The 18652-nt window shown below is 38.4% G+C and carries 16 protein-coding genes; 4 read left to right on the plus strand and 12 right to left on the minus strand.

What is annotated here, in order from left to right; translation table 11 throughout:
* Positions 1-150: 150 nt before the first annotated feature.
* Positions 151-636: a YkvA family protein gene (locus AC1DSL_RS11965; protein WP_477532337.1), complete on the minus strand. Its 486-nt coding sequence runs from the start codon at positions 634-636 to the stop codon at positions 151-153.
* Positions 637-743: 107 nt separating this feature from the next.
* Between AC1DSL_RS11965 and AC1DSL_RS11970 the strand changes: the two genes are divergently transcribed.
* On the plus strand, positions 744-1409 hold the full coding sequence (locus tag AC1DSL_RS11970) for a hypothetical protein (RefSeq protein ID WP_477532338.1): 666 nt from the start codon (positions 744-746) through the stop codon (positions 1407-1409).
* A 336-nt stretch (positions 1410-1745) separates the two neighbouring features.
* Here the strand turns inward: AC1DSL_RS11970 and AC1DSL_RS11975 are convergent, their stop codons facing one another.
* Together AC1DSL_RS11975 and AC1DSL_RS11980 are read right to left on the minus strand one after the other, a co-directional pair.
* Entirely contained in the window at positions 1746-1946 is a 201-nt protein-coding gene (locus AC1DSL_RS11975; RefSeq protein WP_016427303.1) for a cold-shock protein, read from the minus strand.
* Positions 1947-2161: 215 nt separating this feature from the next.
* A complete protein-coding gene (locus AC1DSL_RS11980; RefSeq protein ID WP_016427304.1) occupies positions 2162-2455 on the minus strand; it encodes a DUF1033 family protein in 294 nt (97 codons plus the stop codon).
* A 233-nt stretch (positions 2456-2688) separates the two neighbouring features.
* Here AC1DSL_RS11980 and AC1DSL_RS11985 point away from each other — a divergent pair, with 233 nt between their 5' ends.
* Together AC1DSL_RS11985 and AC1DSL_RS11990 are read left to right on the plus strand one after the other, a co-directional pair.
* Positions 2689-3363: a 5-bromo-4-chloroindolyl phosphate hydrolysis family protein gene (locus AC1DSL_RS11985; protein ID WP_477532339.1), complete on the plus strand. Its 675-nt coding sequence runs from the start codon at positions 2689-2691 to the stop codon at positions 3361-3363.
* Complete coding sequence (locus AC1DSL_RS11990) at positions 3338-4522, plus strand: toxic anion resistance protein (RefSeq protein ID WP_477532340.1); 1185 nt, start codon at positions 3338-3340, stop codon at positions 4520-4522. The genes AC1DSL_RS11985 and AC1DSL_RS11990 overlap by 26 nt, the downstream gene beginning before the upstream one ends.
* Positions 4523-4543: 21 nt before the next feature.
* Here the strand turns inward: AC1DSL_RS11990 and AC1DSL_RS11995 are convergent, their stop codons facing one another.
* The 9 genes from AC1DSL_RS11995 to dapF form a co-directional block, all read right to left on the minus strand.
* The gene (locus AC1DSL_RS11995; RefSeq protein ID WP_477532341.1) at positions 4544-6436 is read right to left on the minus strand and encodes a vWA domain-containing protein; all 1893 of its coding nucleotides are present in this window, start codon (positions 6434-6436) and stop codon (positions 4544-4546) included.
* A gap of 10 nt (positions 6437-6446) precedes the next feature.
* Positions 6447-7316, minus strand: coding sequence for an AAA family ATPase (locus AC1DSL_RS12000; protein WP_477532342.1), 870 nt, complete (start codon positions 7314-7316; stop codon positions 6447-6449).
* 410 nt (positions 7317-7726) lie between these two features.
* Positions 7727-7924: a DUF6501 family protein gene (locus AC1DSL_RS12005; protein ID WP_016427309.1), complete on the minus strand. Its 198-nt coding sequence runs from the start codon at positions 7922-7924 to the stop codon at positions 7727-7729.
* Positions 7925-8193: 269 nt separating this feature from the next.
* A complete protein-coding gene (gene odhB / locus AC1DSL_RS12010) occupies positions 8194-9450 on the minus strand; it encodes a 2-oxoglutarate dehydrogenase complex dihydrolipoyllysine-residue succinyltransferase (RefSeq protein WP_016427310.1) in 1257 nt (418 codons plus the stop codon).
* A gap of 28 nt (positions 9451-9478) precedes the next feature.
* Complete coding sequence (locus AC1DSL_RS12015) at positions 9479-12286, minus strand: 2-oxoglutarate dehydrogenase E1 component (protein WP_477532343.1); 2808 nt, start codon at positions 12284-12286, stop codon at positions 9479-9481.
* Positions 12287-12516: 230 nt separating this feature from the next.
* Positions 12517-13923 carry a HAMP domain-containing sensor histidine kinase gene (locus tag AC1DSL_RS12020; RefSeq protein ID WP_477532344.1) on the minus strand — a complete coding sequence of 469 codons (1407 nt, stop codon included), beginning with the start codon at positions 13921-13923 and terminating at the stop codon, positions 12517-12519.
* Entirely contained in the window at positions 13920-14594 is a 675-nt protein-coding gene (locus tag AC1DSL_RS12025) for a response regulator transcription factor (RefSeq protein WP_477532347.1), read from the minus strand. Before AC1DSL_RS12025 ends, AC1DSL_RS12020 begins: the two co-directional genes overlap by 4 nt.
* A gap of 63 nt (positions 14595-14657) precedes the next feature.
* Entirely contained in the window at positions 14658-16688 is a 2031-nt protein-coding gene (locus AC1DSL_RS12030; RefSeq protein ID WP_477532345.1) for a PAS domain S-box protein, read from the minus strand.
* Positions 16689-16701: 13 nt separating this feature from the next.
* A complete protein-coding gene (gene dapF / locus AC1DSL_RS12035; protein WP_477532346.1) occupies positions 16702-17688 on the minus strand; it encodes a diaminopimelate epimerase in 987 nt (328 codons plus the stop codon).
* 357 nt (positions 17689-18045) lie between these two features.
* Here dapF and AC1DSL_RS12040 point away from each other — a divergent pair, with 357 nt between their 5' ends.
* On the plus strand, positions 18046-18600 hold the full coding sequence (locus AC1DSL_RS12040) for a GNAT family N-acetyltransferase (RefSeq protein WP_342541655.1): 555 nt from the start codon (positions 18046-18048) through the stop codon (positions 18598-18600).
* Positions 18601-18652 lie beyond the last annotated feature (52 nt).

The raw sequence follows: 18652 nt of genomic DNA on the forward strand, positions 1-18652 counted from the left end.
ACAATTGCTAATCGTGTAATTGAAATCATGCCTGATGGATCAATTTTGGATAAACAATTATCATTTGATGAATTTTTAGAGTGGAAAGAAGCACAAGGAATTAAATCATAATACAGAAAAAAGTGCGAAGGAATTTCTCCTTCGCACTTTTTAATTTGATTTTTTTATAAATCGACCAAGTAATGATCGTGCAGGTAATTTACCGAGCAGTCCATCGCTGGTTTCGGAAATTTTTTTCAAGGCATCCAGTAACTTTTGATCACCAACCCAGTGCTCTTCCAGTATTTCAGGAGAAAATTTATTCAATAGTAAATTTACAACGAACGTGGCCACTATGATGTCATCAATAAATCCACCTGGCCCAATCAAACCTTCAGGTATTACATCAATTGGTGCAATAAAATACAAAATACCACTTCCGATTAAAGCTTTGCTTTTCCCGTCAATGCGTTGATCCAGCATGGATTTAGTGAGCAAATGAAACAAATCAGGTGCAAATAATAAATACGGTGCAAATTTACTCGCACTACCTGAGCGTGTTGCTAAAAATGTGGTCATTTTTTCGCGTAATTTTTCATAAAAGTCCTGTTGTTTTCTTGGTGTCGGCAGTTCATGTTTCAGTTCATATTGTGTCATGATCATTCTCCTTCCATACCAGTTACTATACCAAAAAAACAGAAGGTTGAAACGTTTAGACCCTTTCAAACGTCTACTGTATAAATTACTTAAAGGAGGTCCATGGTATGTCAGCATTCAAATTTTCCATAGTTTTGCTGCTAATGCTCTTATTAAGTGCTTGTAGTGAAAAATCTACAGATGACTCACCTATTGACACCGGTACTCCATCAGAAGAAATTCGAGAAGAAGTTCCTCAGACCGAAGATTCTGCTGAAGAAAAAATCGATCTAAAACGATTTTTTATGAAGGATGGATCTGTTGCAAAATATTTAGGTGACGGCAACGAATATGCCAGTTATCAGGCACGCACTCGATGGCACAATGATGATACAGTATCAATTTATGAGGATAACGGTGGCACAGTCGTAATCCGCACTTATCGAATTACTGAGGATTCGATTCATTTAATTAAAGAGCAGGCTGAGTATTATGAAACATACTCTCCAACCGATGAAGAACTAAAGTCGTTGCCTATCATTTCCACAATTCTTCAAACACCAATTGAAACAGGAAAAACGTTTGATGAATGGACAGTGGTAAGTATTGACCAAACACTTGAAACGCCATACAAAACGTTTGACGATGTCATTGTGTTAGAGAAAACGGACGAAAGTGGTGCGCTCCAACGTAAATATTTTGTGCAAGATTTCGGTGAAATCAAACGGGAATTTATCATGCAGGACAACGATACAGAATTCAGCGTGACTTCTACGCTTGAGTCTGTAGACTGATTCATGCTGAATTTTATATAAGGATTTGTTAAATGTTATGGTTGTTTATCGTACATTTGCGCTTGCCGCACGTTCCGCATGAGCCAACAAATTTGAAAACCACAAACTTGTGGTCTCATTCTTCGAAAGTGCTGATCCTGCGGTATTCGTCGCAAAATGCAATTTTGTGGCAACGCCTTTGTGACCAACATCCTGTTGGCCAGAGGAGGCTTGCTAGTTCGTCCGCGGAAAGGGCACAGATTCCATTTTTTAAGAAATCAACCGTGAAAGTTATCAAAGACATACACAAAAAAGAAGAGGCAATCCGATGTCGGAAGCCTCTTTTACATTGTTAAATTAAACTTTAGTTACATTAGCAGCTTGTGGTCCGCGGTTGCCATCGACAACTTCGAACTCAACTTTTTGGCCTTCATCAAGTGTTTTGAAGCCATCTCCTTGGATTGCTGAGAAATGAACGAACACATCGTTTTCTCCCTCAATTTCAATGAAACCGAAACCTTTTTCTGAATTGAACCATTTTACTGTACCTTGTTTCATGAACAAAACCTCCAAAAAAATAAAGTTAACAATCGTGATTATTTGTTGTAAACCTAAAAAACCACACATTCAACAGTACCAGCAAACGCCAATCACTACTGAAAATATGTGAGTTCAGGTCTCCGGTAAAACAATTTCAATTGTTAAGAATATTATATCACTTGCCCAACATCTGTCAATTTTATTCTTTGTATTTTCATAGCTTTTTATGTCATTTACATTTGTTTAGGAATCCCATTAATGAGCCACAAAACGCCATGATACACTTGTAAATCATCATCACACGCTTCGCAAAATTCCTGTTCGTCTTCTGTCCAGAAAGCCCAACAAGCTCCTTTTTGACTCGCTTCATTTGGATAAGATTTCCTGAGTTTTTCAAGCAGTGAATTCAAAAAAATACTCGCTTCTGCTTCATTCACAAACACCTTTTTTTCAATGATGGTTGCTTCCCAACCTGAGAACATCCACCATGGTTCGTAGCCAGCTTTCATATAGATGATTTCATTCATGATTAATCCATCCTTTTCTTTCAATCCTTAATCTCATTTTAGCAAACGATTTTCTAACGTCTAGTCATTCGCTCGTTTCTCTTTTCACCCTTTCATCTTTCAATAAACCTTATAACAATTCGAAATGATTGATAACTGGATAAAATTAATATAAGTTTAGTCATAACAAGGATGAAACCTTTTGTTGCGCCAACCGTATGTAATAGATAAGAACTCTTAAGGAGGGTTTCAACATGAACGATATAAAATATTTTATAACTCGACAATTTATCGGTTTCCCTATATTTATAGGTAGCTGGATCGCATTTCAGTCAGGACTAAATTTAAACTTCATGCTTTCTGGCTTATTGGCGATTGGAACATATGCTGTCTCCAATCAAGTAATCAAAGTCGTTCAATCAAGGTTGATTGTTTCCAAATATGGTTTAACCTTTGCTGAATATCGACATATCAGAATGCAATTAAAAGAAGCGAAATTTAAACTTAATCAATTAAATGGATACTTCCTGAAAGTTCGCTCCATAAGAGCATTTAAACAACTTTTTGAAATGAATCGTTTGGCGAAGCGTATTTTTCAAATTGTCAAAACCAATCCAAAAAAGTTTTATCAAGTAGAGCCATTTTTCTATGCACATCTGGACACTGCAGTGGAACTCACTTCTAAATATACTTTACTTGTTTCACAGCCAGTTAAAGCAGCAGATGTTCAAATAGCCCTTCATGACACACGGGAAACTTTGCTGGAGCTTAATCAGGTAATGGAACAAGACCTTCGACAAGTGTTGTCTTCCGATATTGAACATTTAAAAATGGAACTAGATTTCGCCAAAATCTCAATGAAGAATCATGCATCACCTTTACTATTGAAAGGAGAAACACCAGATGACCCAAAATCCATCGACTTCTAACCAAACGAAAACTATAGATGATTTACTTCATTCACCTTTTGATATGCAACCTCAAAAGATGGCACAAGATCCTATCAACGAAAAGCTTCCAGTAAAGATTTTGGATCGATTGTCCGAAGAAGAAAAGCAAAAAGCATTGGCTCTTGCTACTCAAATACCTGCAGGAAATTATGAAGCCATTCTCACATATGGAGCGAATGCACAAACGGAATTGTCTTCGTTTTCTCACCAGATGCTGGATCATGTGCAAAAGAAAGATATCGGTCCTGTAGGCGATATTTTGAAAGATCTGATGGACAAGCTCGGGCAATTAAATCCTGAAGAATTATCTAACCAAAAAAAGTCTGGAATTAAACGTTTATTCGGCAAAGTCTCCCGTTCTGTTCAAGAATTAATGACAAAATATCAAAAACTGAGCACTCAAATCGATCGAATCGGCATCCAACTCGAACACTCCAAACGTGGCCTGATTGAAGATGTTCAAATGCTTGATAAATTGTATGACCAAAATAAAGCGTATTTTCAAGCATTGAATATTTATATTGCAGCGGCTGAAATCAAACGGGATGAAATTCTAAATGAAACCATCCCTGCCCTGCGTCAAAAAGCGGAAGCCTCTTCTGACCAAATGGCATATCAAGAAGTCAATGATATGGCTCAATTTTTAGATCGTCTAGAAAAGCGCCTATATGATTTGCAACTTTCTCGTCAAATCACGATTCAAAGCGCTCCGCAGATCCGAATGATTCAACAAACAAATCAGACGTTAGCTGAGAAAATTCAATCATCTGTTATGACGTCCATTCCATTATGGAAAAATCAGATTGCCATTGCTTTGACACTTAACCRTCAAATGAAAGCTGTAGAAGCTCAAAAACAAGTAACCAAAACAACAAATGATTTATTACTGAAAAACTCAGAAATGTTGAAAATCAACAGTCTTGAAACCGCTAAAGAAAACGAACGCGGCATCGTAGAAATTGAGACGTTGAAACAAACGCAGGAAAACTTGCTGCAAACGATTGAAGAAACACTGCGTATTCAAGCTGATGGTCGCGTGAAACGTAAAGCGGCTGAAGTAGAAATTGCACGTATGGAAGAACAATTGAAACAGAGGTTGTTAATCGTCCATCAAGAACAAGAAAACCGTCCTCGCTAATGAGGACGGTTCTTTATTGTGTCACTTTACTACGAGATATAACATTCGTCGTAACAGTCTTAATGTCTGTGTTGTGAACTCATCGACATTTCTGGCAGTTGCAGTTCTTGGCCCGAACATCATTTGAAATAATTGCATTTGTTCTTCCACAGGTTGCTCTGCACTTAAATACAAATGAAGCATATGAATCCCTTTTTTCTCGATTTCAATGACTGCTTCTGCTGTATCGACTATACCATTTGCGGCGTATCCATAAGCCGAAGGTTCTCCATCGGAAAAAAGCAAAAGAAATTTATGCTTCTCAGGGCGTTTCTGAAGTCTTTCCGCCATCCAGCGAATAGCCAAACCATCCCGATTATCTTCGTGCGCTTCAAGCGATAGAATTTCAGCTGCATGGTCCTTCAAACCGTCCTCCACTTGATGACAAAATAAAAATGAATTAGGTTGATTTAGTTCTGAGGCTTCATAAGCATCTTCATAATAGGAAACTATATCATGCCGAATGCCTAAATCCCGCAATACATCATGAAATAACAGTACGGCTTTTTTCGTATCTTCCATTTTATCAATCATTGAAGCTGAGCTATCTACCAATAGGCCAAAAACCGCATCCAAAGGTAACGATGGATTATTTTTTTTATAGAATGGTTTTGGACGCTGTTCAGTTAACAATGAGGTTAAGTTCGGCATTAACCTACCTTTTGATAAATTTGTCCGTTTACTCTCTAGCTTTTGATCAATCCGTTTTCGCATTTCTTTTGTAAAAGCTTTCACAAACGGCTTTTGTTCTGCACGAATGGTTAAAATTTTGCTTTTCATCGAAGAAACTTCTTGAAGATCTATTCTTTTTTCCTCAATTGTCACGAATTGATGCTCATCACCGAATCGCTTGCCTGATTGTTTCGAGTATTTCTTTTCAGCACTACCATCTATTGTGGCATCTTGTTTCGATTTTTTATTGGAATTGGAAAAACCGACCCCTTCGCTTTGAATTTCATTGGAATCTTCCCCTTCTTCAAATCGACCATTGTCTGTCTTCCCTTTATTTCCTTTTGATAAATCAAATTCTAAATGCGGCCCAGCCTGTTTCTCACTTTCACGATGCCACGACCTGAACATTTCTTCAATGGATTCCTTTGCAGTTTGATCGTCCGAATTTTGCTGATCGATTTCACGCTGACCTTTAGTTTCAAAAGCAGGTTCCATTAAGTTTTCATGTAGTGTCATGAACGTATGAGTCAAGTCCTTAGTCGACTCTTCTTCCAAAACATAGAGAATCTCCAGACAGATTTTGCAGCAGTCAGCTGTTGATTTTGCATCGTAAATATATTCCCATTTTGCAAGAACTCTTTGGTAGTAGTCAGGATAATCTCCCGTTAACGTTGTGGCTTGCGAACCTTTACGAAGTGCTATATACAAATAATTAAACAGACTATCACTGATAAACCCTTTGTTGAAATTGACACTCATTTGCTGTTCATGGTAGGTCGTATAGACATCTTCCCTTACAGTAAATGCCTTGTCGGTGCCAGGACGTTCTTGTCGGATCAAGTTGGAAAGTCTGAATTCTTCAGCACTCAAAGCGAGCTGCAAAGCAAATTCTTTTAGTGGAAAGTGCTCAACTTCTTTCTTGTATCGATCCCATGAAGGAAGATCAAAATGGCTCCAAAAACCAGCTGTCAGTAAATACAAATCGGACAGTTGTCCATTCTGTACAATATCAGGTTCCCGATGTTGCCAAAAATGGCTCATTGAAATCGCGCCTTCTTTCGGACGAAATTCCATCAATTTACGAACGGTCAATGTTAAATACGGCGCACGGCTTAATGCTCTCGCTAAATGTTCCAATTGAATCATTCGTCTTGCATTTACCGTTTCATTGTTAAATTGAATAAATCGATTTACTGATGACAATTAACATCCCTCATTTCACCCAAGTATTCGCGAGTTCCATGACTAATTCTTTTTCACTATCATCATCTAACTTCTCCGCAATGGCATAACGGATTGCACGAAGTGGATCGATGTGTTGAGCAAGCTCTGTCGCATCAAGTAAACTGCGAATGGAAGCAGCTTCTTCACTTAATAAACCATTTTGAACTTGAATGAACATATCTTCAGAGAGATGAAGCATTGTTTTTATCAGGTTATGTGATGCTTGAGGATATTCACGAACGAATAGTTCACGAAGGGGTTCACCGGTTAAATACGGGATGGCAAAAGAAATAAAACGATTTTTCAACGCTTCATTTAAAGGTGATGTTCCGATGTATCCCTCATTTATTGCGGCTATTACGGTAAAGTCTTTGTGTGCTTTCAATACTTCACCAGTATATGGATTTGTCAGCATACGTCGGTGATCCAAGACACTATGTAGAATTGGCAAGGTTTCAGGTTTCGCCATATTAATTTCGTCAATATACAAAATATGACCATGTCTCATCGCTTGGATCACAGGACCTTCTACAAAATCAATATTAGTTTGTCCATTAGCCTGCACCAACGTTTTAAAGCCAAGAAGTGCTTCCGCATCCAAGTCAACAGAACAGTTGATACTGTGCATCGGTTGCGCGAAATACGATGAAATTGACTCAGCTAATTTCGTCTTCCCAGATCCTGAAGGTCCTTTCAGTAAAACGTTTTTTTGGAGTACAACACTCAGTAAAAGATCCTCCCATAAATGCGGCAAAGGTGACATATACCCGCCATGACCGATCAATGTTGAATGATCTTCTGAATGTGTTCTCTGTTTCCGAGAAGTTTGTGATTGTAAAATCAGTGATTGTGCATCCAATTATTATTCCTCCTTAAGAAAAGCGTACGGCTCCCCTCTTCATAAACTAAGCTCTGTCCTACTTTTTCTATTGGTTATCGTACATTTGCGGTAGCCGCATTCCGAATTGGCCCAAATGAATTGTTGTTGCGTGGCGTTTTTAACCTTCGTTCCTTTGCATGCTAGGCGCAATTGCACTCATATGATTGTTATTTATTAAAATAGCCTTACAGATATTTAATGTCATTAACATAATTGGAATAAGCACCACTCCTGCGGAAAAACGGGCAGGCGATCCCCCACAGTGAGGCACGAGCGGGGATGCTCGTCTGTTCGTCCGCGGAAAGGGCGCAGATTCCCAATTTTTTATAAAAATCAATTGTAAAAGTTAGCATAGCTAAAAACAAAAAAACCGATGAAAGACTCATCGGTTATTCAAAATATTCTTTATAAAAGCCACCGATGTGACCACTATTATCTACAACAAAAATGAACTCTTCTGTTTCATTTTTCACTTCATATGATTTTCCGACAGTCAGTACATTCGATACAGAGAATTTTGCTGCGTTTGTATGAACGCAAGTGACTGTTTTAAGTGTAGGTGTCTCTTTCCAAACATTATGTAACATAATTCATCTCCTCAATTCTTACTCTCTCTAGTATAAGCATGCACTTAAAGATTATCAACAATCCATCAATCATAATTCGCTCAGTAGCTGTGAAAAGGATTAGCCAGGTTGACAGAAAGCTTACCCAGGTAGACAGTTTGCCTCTCCAGGTTGACAGAATCGCTTTCCAGGTTGCACAAAATCAATTAAATGACAGAATCTCCTCAAGTTTGCACAAATCGAAACAAAAAAGCAGCTTCGCATAAGTATGCGAAGCTGCTTCCTATTTCTTAAGACTCCAACAACAAGTCTTCAGGGTTTTCGATTAATTCTTTAACAGTTTTCAAGAATCCAACTGAATCTTTTCCATCGATTACACGGTGGTCATAAGATAGAGCCACGTACATCATCGGACGGATTTGAACTTCGTCACCGATAGCTACTGGGCGTTTTTGGATTGTATGCATTCCAAGAATACCTACTTGAGTACCGTTCAAAATTGGCGTAGACATTAGAGAACCGAATACTCCACCATTTGTGATAGTGAATGATCCACCTGTCATATCAGAAATTTGAAGCTTCTTGTCACGAGCTTTTTTAGCTAACTCGCCGATTGTCGCTTCGATTTCTGCGAAGTTTTTACGGTCTGTATCGCGAACGATTGGTACAACTAATCCTTCTTCAGTTGATACCGCAATACCTACATCATAGAACTGTTTCAATAGGATTTCGTCCCCATCAAGTTCTGCGTTAACATAAGGGTATTTCTTAAGCGCAGAAGTAACGGCTTTCGTGAAGAATGACATGAATCCTAGACGGACATCATGATCTTCAAAGAATTTATCTTTCTTGCGAGAACGCAAAGCCATAACATTTGTCATGTCGATTTCGTTGAAAGTAGTCAACATCGCAGTTGATTGCTTAACTTCCAACAAACGGTTAGCGATTGTTTGACGGCGACGAGACATTTTCTCGCGTTTCACACGGCTATCGTCTGCTTTTGGTGCAGCAACTGCTTTTGGAGCCGTTGGTGCTGCTGGTGCTTGTTTAGGAGCATTTGAGTGTGCTTCCACGTCTTGTACGCGAACGCGACCCATTGGATCTACAGTTGAAACTGCTTGTAAATCAATTCCTTTTTCACGAGCAAGTTTACGTGCAGCTGGACTTGCAATTGTGCGATCTGTTGAAGAAGATTCATCTTTAGCAACTGGTGCCGCTTGTTGTTTAGGAGCTGCTTCAACATCTTTTACTGGTGCGTCAGCTTCTGCAGGATCAGCTTCAACCGGGCTCTTAGTCGTGCTACCAGAACCTGAACCTTCACCAACAACAGCAATCACTTGGCCAACTTCGACTGTATCGCCTTCAGCAAAAAGTAGTTCTTGGACTACTCCTGCTTCTTCTGAAATGACTTCAACGTTTACTTTATCAGTTTCAAGCTCAACGATGAATTCACCTTTTTCAACTGTATCGCCTGGTTGTTTCAACCATTGTGCGATTGTTCCTTCTGTAATTGATTCTGCTAATTCGGGTACTTTAATTTCTGCCACTATATTTTCCTCCTCTAATCAATACGTTCTAAAGTGAAACGGCTTCTTCAATAATGCGGGATTGTTCTGTTTTATGTGTTTCACCATCGCCCTCAGCTGGACTTGAACGTTTCACACGTCCAATATATCTAACACTCTTCGTTCCAGCTAAATCACGTAAGTATGGATCTGCAAATGTCCAAGAGCCCATGTTTTGTGGTTCTTCTTGTACCCAAGCGATTTCTTTTGCATTTGGATAACGTTCAACAATTGCTTGAATTTTTTCAGAAGGGAATGGATATAATTGTTCAACTTTAATCAAGTGAAGATGTTCGAAATCCTTGCCATCTTTTACTTTATCAGCTAAATCAATCGCCATTTTACCACTTGCCAATAAAATTCTTTCCACTTTATCTGTTTGCTCACCAAGACCTCGTTGTTCCAGAACAGTGTCAAACTGGCCAGTTGTAAGGTCTGCTACTTCAGCACCCACAAGTGGATGACGAAGCAATGATTTAGGCGAAACAATAATTAAAGGTCTCATCGTTTCTTCTCCAAGCATTTTCGCTTGTCGACGTAAAATATGGAAATAGTTCGCAGCACTTGATAGATTTGCAACTGTCCAGTTATTTTCTCCGGCCATTTGTAAATAACGCTCTAAACGAGCACTTGAATGCTCTGGGCCTTGACCTTCATACGCATGCGGAAGTAACATGACCAATCCGGATTTTTGACCCCATTTTGAACGGCTAGCAGAGATAAATTGATCAAACATAACTTGCGCCATGTTTGCGAAATCCCCGTATTGTGCTTCCCAAATGACTAATGCTTTTTCGTTTTCTAAGTTATATCCAAATTCATAACCGACAACCGCTGCTTCAGTCAATGGACTGTTGTATACCACAAATGATGCTTTTGCATCTGAAATATGGTGTAAAGGAACAAGTTCTGCTCCAGTTTTTTCATCGTGTAAAACAAGATGTCTGTGTGCAAAAGTTCCACGTTGAGCATCTTGACCAGTCAATCGAATCGGATTACCTTCTTGGATAATCGAACCAAATGCTAATGTTTCTGCATGCGCCCAATCGATTTTTCCTTTTCCTTTAAAAGGTTCTTCACGACGTTTAAGAATTTTTTCAAGTTTCTTAAATGCCGAGAATTCTGAAGGCCATGTTAATAACTCAGCATTCATTTTTACAAGTGTTTCTTCTTTCACACCTGTAGGAACTTCCGGATATCCATTCAATACAACTTCAGGGATGACAATATCTTGATGCACTGCTTCAGGCACTTCTCTTACACGATCATAAGCAGCTTGCATTGTTTTTTGAACGTCAGTAGCAAGTTTTTTCACATCTGTATCTGCCACAACTTTATCAGCAACCAATTGCTTGCCGTATAGTTCACGTACAGTTGGATGTTTGTGAATAGCATGATACATTGTTGGGTTTGTTACYAACGGCTCATCCATTTCATTGTGACCGAAACGACGGTAACCGATTAAATCGATTAGGATGTCTTTACCGAACTGTTCACGATATTCAAATGCCAGACGTGCTACTGCAATTACTGCTTCAACATCGTCAGCATTAACATGGACAACCGGTACTTCATATCCCTTGGCAGGGTCAGAAGAATAATGAGTTGAACGTGAATCGTAATATTCTGTTGTGAAACCAATCATGTTGTTGGCAATGATATGAATTGATCCACCAGTTTGGAATCCACGAATACGGCTATAGTTTAACGTTTCCGTTACGATACCTTGACCTGGGAATGCTGCATCTCCATGAATCAAAACGGAATAAGCTGCTTTTGGATTTTGAACAGGTACACCTGTTTTTGTCGTTTCTTCTTGCGCTGCGCGAGTTTGTCCAGTAACGATTGGACTAACTACTTCCAAGTGAGAAGGATTATAAGCAAGTTTTACTTTTAGACCAGATTTAGCAGTATGCGTTGCACCCATGTGGTATTTCACATCGCCAAACCAGCCAGTCGTAATTTTCAATGAATCATCTTTTGGCAAGAACGATTCATTTGGAACATGTGCAAAATCTGCAAACATCATGTCGTATGGCTTGTTAATAATGTGTGTTAAGACATTTAAGCGTCCACGATGRGCCATACCGATTAGAATTTGTTCCGTTTGATATTTTTCGGATTGTCGAACTAATTCATCAAGCAAGACGACTAAGGTATCCAACCCTTCAATCGAGAATCGTTTAGCACCGACAAAAGTACGATGGATGAATTTTTCAAATCCTTCAATTTCCGAAAGACGTTTAAGCAACGCTTGACGTTCTTCAGTCGATAAAGTTAATTTCATAGAAGAAGATTCGATTTTTGATTGAATCCACTGACGTTCTTGTGGATTGATAATATGAGCGAATTCATAAGCAATCTTATCCGTATAGAAAGATTTCAAATGCTCAATTACTTGCAAGCCATTTTGAATATCTTTTGGAGCATTTTTCATTAATAAAGAAGCTGGAATCTCGATAAGATCAGCATCTGTCAATCCATATGAAGAAGGATCCAATCTTGTTGAATCTTTTGGTCGATCATTTAACGGATAAATATCCGCAGCTAAATGACCATGTGCGCGAATAGCGTCAGCTAATTGTACAGCTGCCAATACTTTGCCTACATGGTTCGGATCAACTTGCCCAGCTGCAGAGAAATCGACAAGATTTTCTTCTGTAGATGGAGCCCCATACTGTTTAAAAAGTTCACCTAGTTCTGCGTCAACAGCTTCTGGTGATTGCATGAACGTATCGTACATTTCCAATACATAACCTAAATTCGGACCAGAAAGTTTAGTCCATGGTGACCCGTTCGGTGACCCGTTTTTTGACATTTAGAAAACCCTCCAACTTTTGCCAAGCGGCATTTCCTATTTCTATTTAATAATCTACATTATTTTATCACGTTAGTTCTTGATATCAAAGGAATCGAACGCAATGCAAATGGCAGAACATTTTTTCCATTTCAATCTTACTACTCTCATAGGAAAATACAATGCTTTTTAGTAAATTAAGCAAACTTTTTCGTTAAGTCGAAATAACCCGTCATTTAGACAAGGATTCATCATTCTATTAGAGGAAGAACGAGTGAAAAAGTTGAGCCTTTTCCTAGTTCGCTTTTTACGGTTATAGATCCTCTCGCATTTTCCACAAGCATCTTTACAATACTTAATCCTAAACCGCTTCCCCCTAAATCGCGGGAACGGGCCATATCGACCCGATAAAATCGGTCGAATATTTTTGTCTCATGCTGTGGATCTATACCAATCCCCTGATCTTGTACATGGACAATAATATATTTTGTCTTGCGTTCATATGAGATATCAACTCGAGCAGGCTCTGTACTATACCGGATTGCATTGATTAACAGGTTTCGCATAATTTGTTGGTAAGCATTTGAGGAAATGAGTACATGCAATGACCGATCTATGGGAATTTTATGTTCAATGTATGCCGTTGGATAAACTTGAACTAGTTCTTCTATCACTTCTTCGGTTTGCTCGAGAATATTTGTTGGTGGTTGAGCTTTCATTTGTTCCCCACGCGCAAGTTCCAACATTTCATCAATCAACGTTTTCATTTGATGTACTTCTCGTAAAGATATTCCTAGTGACTCTTCCAAAATTTCCGGGTCATCTTTTCCCCACCGGTTCAATAGGGATAAATGTCCTTCCACTACTTGTATGGGAGTGCGTAATTCATGAGAAGCATCTGCCATGAACTGCTGCTGCTGTTCAAATGAATACTTCAATTTGGCCATCATGCTTTCATAGACAATGATTAACTCGCCAATTTCATCTTTTGCGTCGTAGGAAATCGTTAATTCTTTTTCAAAACCATGAGCAACTACGTCATCCATAGTCATTTTCAAATCCTTGAGTGGCTTTAATAAGTAAGAAGCCAGAATGTACCCGATCCACCCAGACAACAGCAAAGCGCATACACTGAATAACAGCATCGCTGTCAAAATGTACGTCTTAGTTGATTGAAATGACTTTAACGGGTGCTCGAGTTGTATATACCCTTTAAATCGGCCGAGTCTAACGTTCCCGATTGCAGAAATGGATGAATTATCATAATCATTGAGAGCATAACCTTCTTCAGGAACATCGATATCTTTAAATGCTTTGAAAGTAGAAGTGTTATTGATTTGAAGCACTTCAATTCCATCAGCATTCAACAATCTCACGGTCTGGTCTTTATCGACAATTGATTTCATTAACCCTGTATTGGACTGAATGTCCTGAACGGTCAAAAAAGGACCTTGAGATTCAAAAAATGCCGTTAAATCCTGCATCGTTCGATTCACTTCTTGTTCTTCCTGTTGATACAACCAACCTTTTAATGCCACATATAAGATTATGCTCATAGTAGCGAAACTTAAAAAGATTACGGCTGCAGAACTGATTGCCCATTTTTTCTTTAACGATTGTGAAGCGATTTTCTGATTCAACTTTTTCCACTCATTCATTCACGCATCACATATCCGACCCCTCTGACCGTTTCGATATAGCTGGTTGCATGCTGGGGTAACTTTGAGCGTAAATGACGAATATAAACATCCACAACATTCGTTTCGATATCGGCTAAATATCCCCATACATTTTCTAGAATCAAATCTCTTGTTACCACACGATTTTTTTGTTGCATCAAATAAACCAATAAATCATATTCAGTTTTGGTCAGTTCGATATTTTGTTCGGCGACTTCTACAGTATGGGCATCCGTGTCGACTATAATATCTTTTATTTGCAGGCGCGCGGTCTCATGATTTAACTTGCTGGCTCTTCTTAAAACCGAGCGTATTCGAGCGAGTAATTCTTCTATCGCAAACGGTTTAACTATATAATCATCCGCACCCGCATCTAGCCCAGCTACACGGTCAATTACAGCATCCCGAGCTGTAATTAACAATATAGGTATTTGAGAAAATGAACGGATGCGCCGGCACACTTCAATTCCGTTCAGTTCAGGTAGCATTACATCCAGCAGGACAACGTCAAAATCATGAGTTTTGGCTGCCTCCAAACCTTCTCTTCCAGATATAACATGGACAACATCAAAATTCTCATGTCGCAACTCGAGCTCGATAAACCGAGCAATGTTTTTTTCATCTTCAACTAGTAGGACGCGGCTGTTCATCATCTTACCCTCTTCCATATTTTCAAAAGAACCGCTCCAATTATCGGACCGGTTCCCTAAGATTCATTCTGAATAATAAAGGTATTGATTTTTCCCCATACCTTTCACCTCGTATAAAGCTTTATCCGCTTTTTTCAACAATTCATCAATAGTGTTTCCACATTCAGGGAAGAAGACAATACCGATTGAAGTTGTAGGATGAAATGCCTGTTGTTTTATTAACCATCCTTTTTTCAAGGACGACTTGATGTTATGTATGATCTGATTGGTTAGTTCTATACGTTTATCCATTTCCATACACAGATCTGTTAATACAATAATGAACTCATCTCCACCAATTCGTGCTACCAAGTCCTGTTGACGTACATTTTTTAATAAAGCTTCTCCAAACTTCCGAATGAATTCATCACCAACATCATGCCCGTAAGAGTCATTGATCGATTTGAAATCGTCTCCATCCAAATAAAGGACGGCAATCGAAGTTTTCTTACATTCAGCACTATGGACTAATTTAGGAAATGTTTTCATTAAAAAACTGCGATTGGGTAATTGCGTAAGGCTATCATGATAGGCCATAAACGTAAGATGTTCCTCAAGATTTTTACGTTCCGTAATATCTCTGGATACTATGACGTGTTGTAGTTTATCTTGATGTTCACGATTTTTCACCGCAACTATCGAGGTTTCAGTCCAAAGTTTAGATTTGTCTTTTCGGAAGAACTGCAATTCCAGACGAATTTCATCATCCTCATTTACTCGTTTTGTAATGTCATCATCCCAAGTATCCTGAAATGGGTACGGCAACATATCACTGAACTTCTTGTTTGCCATGTCTTCTTTGGAATAACCCAAAATACGACAGTGAGAAGGCGAAGTATATAAAATGTAGCCATTTTCATCTGTAATCGCGATTAAGTCATTTGTATTTTCAGTAATCAGATTAAACGTTTTTTCAATTGATTGAAGTTCAATCATCACATTCTTTTTTTCAGTAATATCAAATTGTATGATTAATACATTTTCAATGTTTTGCTGTTTATTATATAGCGGAATAACCGTTGTATCTCCCCAGTAAAACGTACCATCTACAGCTCGGTGCCGAAGTTCGCCGCGCCAAATTTTATCTTTAAAAACATCTCGCCACATGCGTTTCAATTGGAAGTCATTGTACTGATCTACCTGTAAAAACGTGATATGTTTATCTTTGATGTCTTTTCTCGCATAACCTGAAATATCTTCGAACAATTCATTAACATATTCAATGTAACCCTTTCGATTCGTCATTAAGACCATGGCTGCCTTACTGATGGCACGTTTATAGCTCTCCAAAACATGTCTAGTATTACGCAGGCTTTCTTTTAAGACCACTTCGTCTGTAACTTCCTGAAGCAAAATATACATCGCTACATTTTCTCCGTTTTTCATAATCGGAGAGTAACTGACTAAGAATGTCCCTTTGTCTCCTGTCGATTTCATTCGTTTTACAAGTACTGAAGATTTTCCTTCGCCACGTAAATTAGAATAAAAGTGATGTTCCACTGAACTACGTTCTTTGATAGGAACGAAAGGCAAGTTAAGGAAATGTTTACCACGCCATTCCTTGAGTCGATAGCCAAACAATTCTTCGAATTTAGGATTCATATCGAAAATCTTGCCTTCATTCGTCACGACAATGGTCGGATCTACATTCATATTCAGGAGTGATTGCATAAATAAATATTTTTCTTCAATTTCTTTCTGAAACGATACTTCCTTTGTAATCGCCAGTATATATGTACCTGAATCCGTGATTATTGGCTTTACAATTGTCTCATTAACCAACTCTAAATCTGAAAACAAAAAGAAATCTTGATAAGTTATGACTTTATTTTCATTAATGGCTTGCATGTAGTGAGTCTGAATTGATTCACAATGGGAAACGGATACCATTTCGTGCAACTTTGACTGAATTGGGTTTTCTTTGAAAATGAGTCTAGCACTATGATTGACAAATAAGTATTCAAACGAGTGTTCCTTTTGAATTAAAAAGAACACTAAATCTGTAGAATCTCCATATAATAAATCAAACTGTGCTTGAGTGAAAAAATATTCCATTACATTTCATCTCCTACATGTCCGATTCGCTAGACCATCCATCTTTTACTTTTTGTTTTGCCAGTTGTTCTAATTCTTTATATTCCTCTATTTCATCATCATGAAGGATCTTGGAGTTCCAGTTGAACTCCCCATCGTCAGATAGTATTCCGGTATAGGTAGCAAAAAACGTTGCATTTCCTATCAGTGAAAGCTGCGAAGAAGTATCGCTTTGTTCAATCGCACACTTAACAAATCCGCCTGGATTATAGACCGTTGTTTCCCCATAAGGAACGAGTTTAATTGTGGCAGCTACTAAAGCAGATGCTGTCATGGCTGTTCCACAAGCATTTGTAAATCCTACACCACGTTCATAAGTCCGCACAAAAATACTAGTATCATCTACTGGGTGAACAAAGCTTACATTTACACCATCAGGGAAAAAGATATTTTCTCTATTAAATGATGCAGCAAGCTGTTCTTGAAAACGGGTATCTTCAATATACTGAATAGGAACTATACCTATTAAGTGAGGATTCGGAACCGACACTGCGGTAAAGTGAATATCGGAAGAAAACTCGGGTACTATCTCATTGATGATTTGATGGCTATTTTTATAGATCATTGGTAGTGAAGACAGCTCAAATGATACCGGCGAAATTTCTACTGAATATGTATCTATACTGTTGAAAATAGAATCTACTTTTCGTACAGTCAAGTCTGCTTTCATTGTTTCTATTGTTGCAGTCTGTTTACCAGTCTTGTTTAATACAAATCTCGCCACACATCTTAATCCATTGCCACACATGGATGCTTCTGAACCATCCGCATTATAGACGCGCATTCTCGCATCCACACGGGTCGATGGCGAAATAATCAATAAACCGTCCGCTCCATTTTCTTTTGAAGGATCGCACATCTTCTGTGCAGTTAATGGCCAATTGTATGTTGTGTTTTCTACTTCTTCATGTAAATAGAACGTATTGCCTGAACCGTGGACTTTATGAAATATTAAGGTCATGATAATCCCTCCAGATACTCTATCTTTTCATCATAAATCTAAACGAAAACGGTTACAACTATTCGTTCAAATTAAAGGCATAATCTTGTAACAAAACTTACACATTTTTAACGTATTTTTTTCTTTGCATTTTGAAAAAAAATTAGTATAGTAAGAATGCAAACAAACAATTTCATAAAGCGATTTTATTCACCATAAATCGTGAGGGAAGGCAAATGGTGCGCCACCAGCAAATATGACTGGTTCTAGTGGGTTCGATTCCCACCCCGAAATTTTTTATGCAACACAAAATGAAAAATTTCGAGGGGTTAGAACCAGACTACTGTCTTGATCTACCCTGGTACGGAGGCGTTAATTATGATTAAACGACGAGAATTACACGAATGTACTACTTTATTCGAGTATTTATCACACCCATCTGTCTTCCCTTTTGTTCGTCACAAAGCGACTTCTGCTGATGAATTTATGTTCATGACGAAACAGATAATGGAAGAAGAAGAGCGTGGAGAAGTAATTTCACGCACAATTACTGACGATTACGGAATGCCAATTGGGACCATTAATTTATATGACATTCAAGATCATGCAGGTTTTCTTGGGACATGGATTGGTCACCCTTTCCAAGGAAAAGGTTTTAATCAAAAAGCAAAAAACTTATTTTTGGAAGAGCTGTTTTATCAGCACAATATCAATACCGTATTCCTACGGATTAAAAAGCATAACGAAAAATCCATTCGTGCTGCTGAAAAATTGCCTTACACGATGAATGCAAAAGAAAGTCACCCTGCTTTATTGGAAGAAATCAATGCAGGTGCACATCAATATGAGTTATATCAAATCCCTAAAGATTTATTCTACATGGCAACGGCTGCTTCTAGGTTCACTGGAGAAGAAGAAGAACAAGCGATGTAAGAACAAAGCGGAAAGCGTCTCTCTAGCCTGGCGCTGGAAGTAGACATAGAAT

The sequence above is a fragment of the Paenisporosarcina sp. P4_D4 genome, assembly GCF_056401835.1.

Coding starts and splice junctions, on each gene's coding strand:
- AC1DSL_RS11970 (WP_477532338.1), top strand. CDS start 744: ATGTCAGCATTCAAATTTTCCATAGTTTTGCTGCTAATGCTCTTATTA.
- AC1DSL_RS11980 (WP_016427304.1), bottom strand. CDS start 2,455: ATGAATGAAATCATCTATATGAAAGCTGGCTACGAACCATGGTGGATG.
- AC1DSL_RS12025 (WP_477532347.1), bottom strand. CDS start 14,594: ATGAACAGCCGCGTCCTACTAGTTGAAGATGAAAAAAACATTGCTCGG.
- AC1DSL_RS11985 (WP_477532339.1), top strand. CDS start 2,689: ATGAACGATATAAAATATTTTATAACTCGACAATTTATCGGTTTCCCT.
- AC1DSL_RS11975 (WP_016427303.1), bottom strand. CDS start 1,946: ATGAAACAAGGTACAGTAAAATGGTTCAATTCAGAAAAAGGTTTCGGT.
- dapF (WP_477532346.1), bottom strand. CDS start 17,688: ATGACCTTAATATTTCATAAAGTCCACGGTTCAGGCAATACGTTCTAT.
- AC1DSL_RS12005 (WP_016427309.1), bottom strand. CDS start 7,924: ATGTTACATAATGTTTGGAAAGAGACACCTACACTTAAAACAGTCACT.
- AC1DSL_RS11965 (WP_477532337.1), bottom strand. CDS start 636: ATGACACAATATGAACTGAAACATGAACTGCCGACACCAAGAAAACAA.
- AC1DSL_RS12020 (WP_477532344.1), bottom strand. CDS start 13,923: ATGAATGAGTGGAAAAAGTTGAATCAGAAAATCGCTTCACAATCGTTA.
- AC1DSL_RS12030 (WP_477532345.1), bottom strand. CDS start 16,688: ATGGAATATTTTTTCACTCAAGCACAGTTTGATTTATTATATGGAGAT.
- AC1DSL_RS12040 (WP_342541655.1), top strand. CDS start 18,046: ATGATTAAACGACGAGAATTACACGAATGTACTACTTTATTCGAGTAT.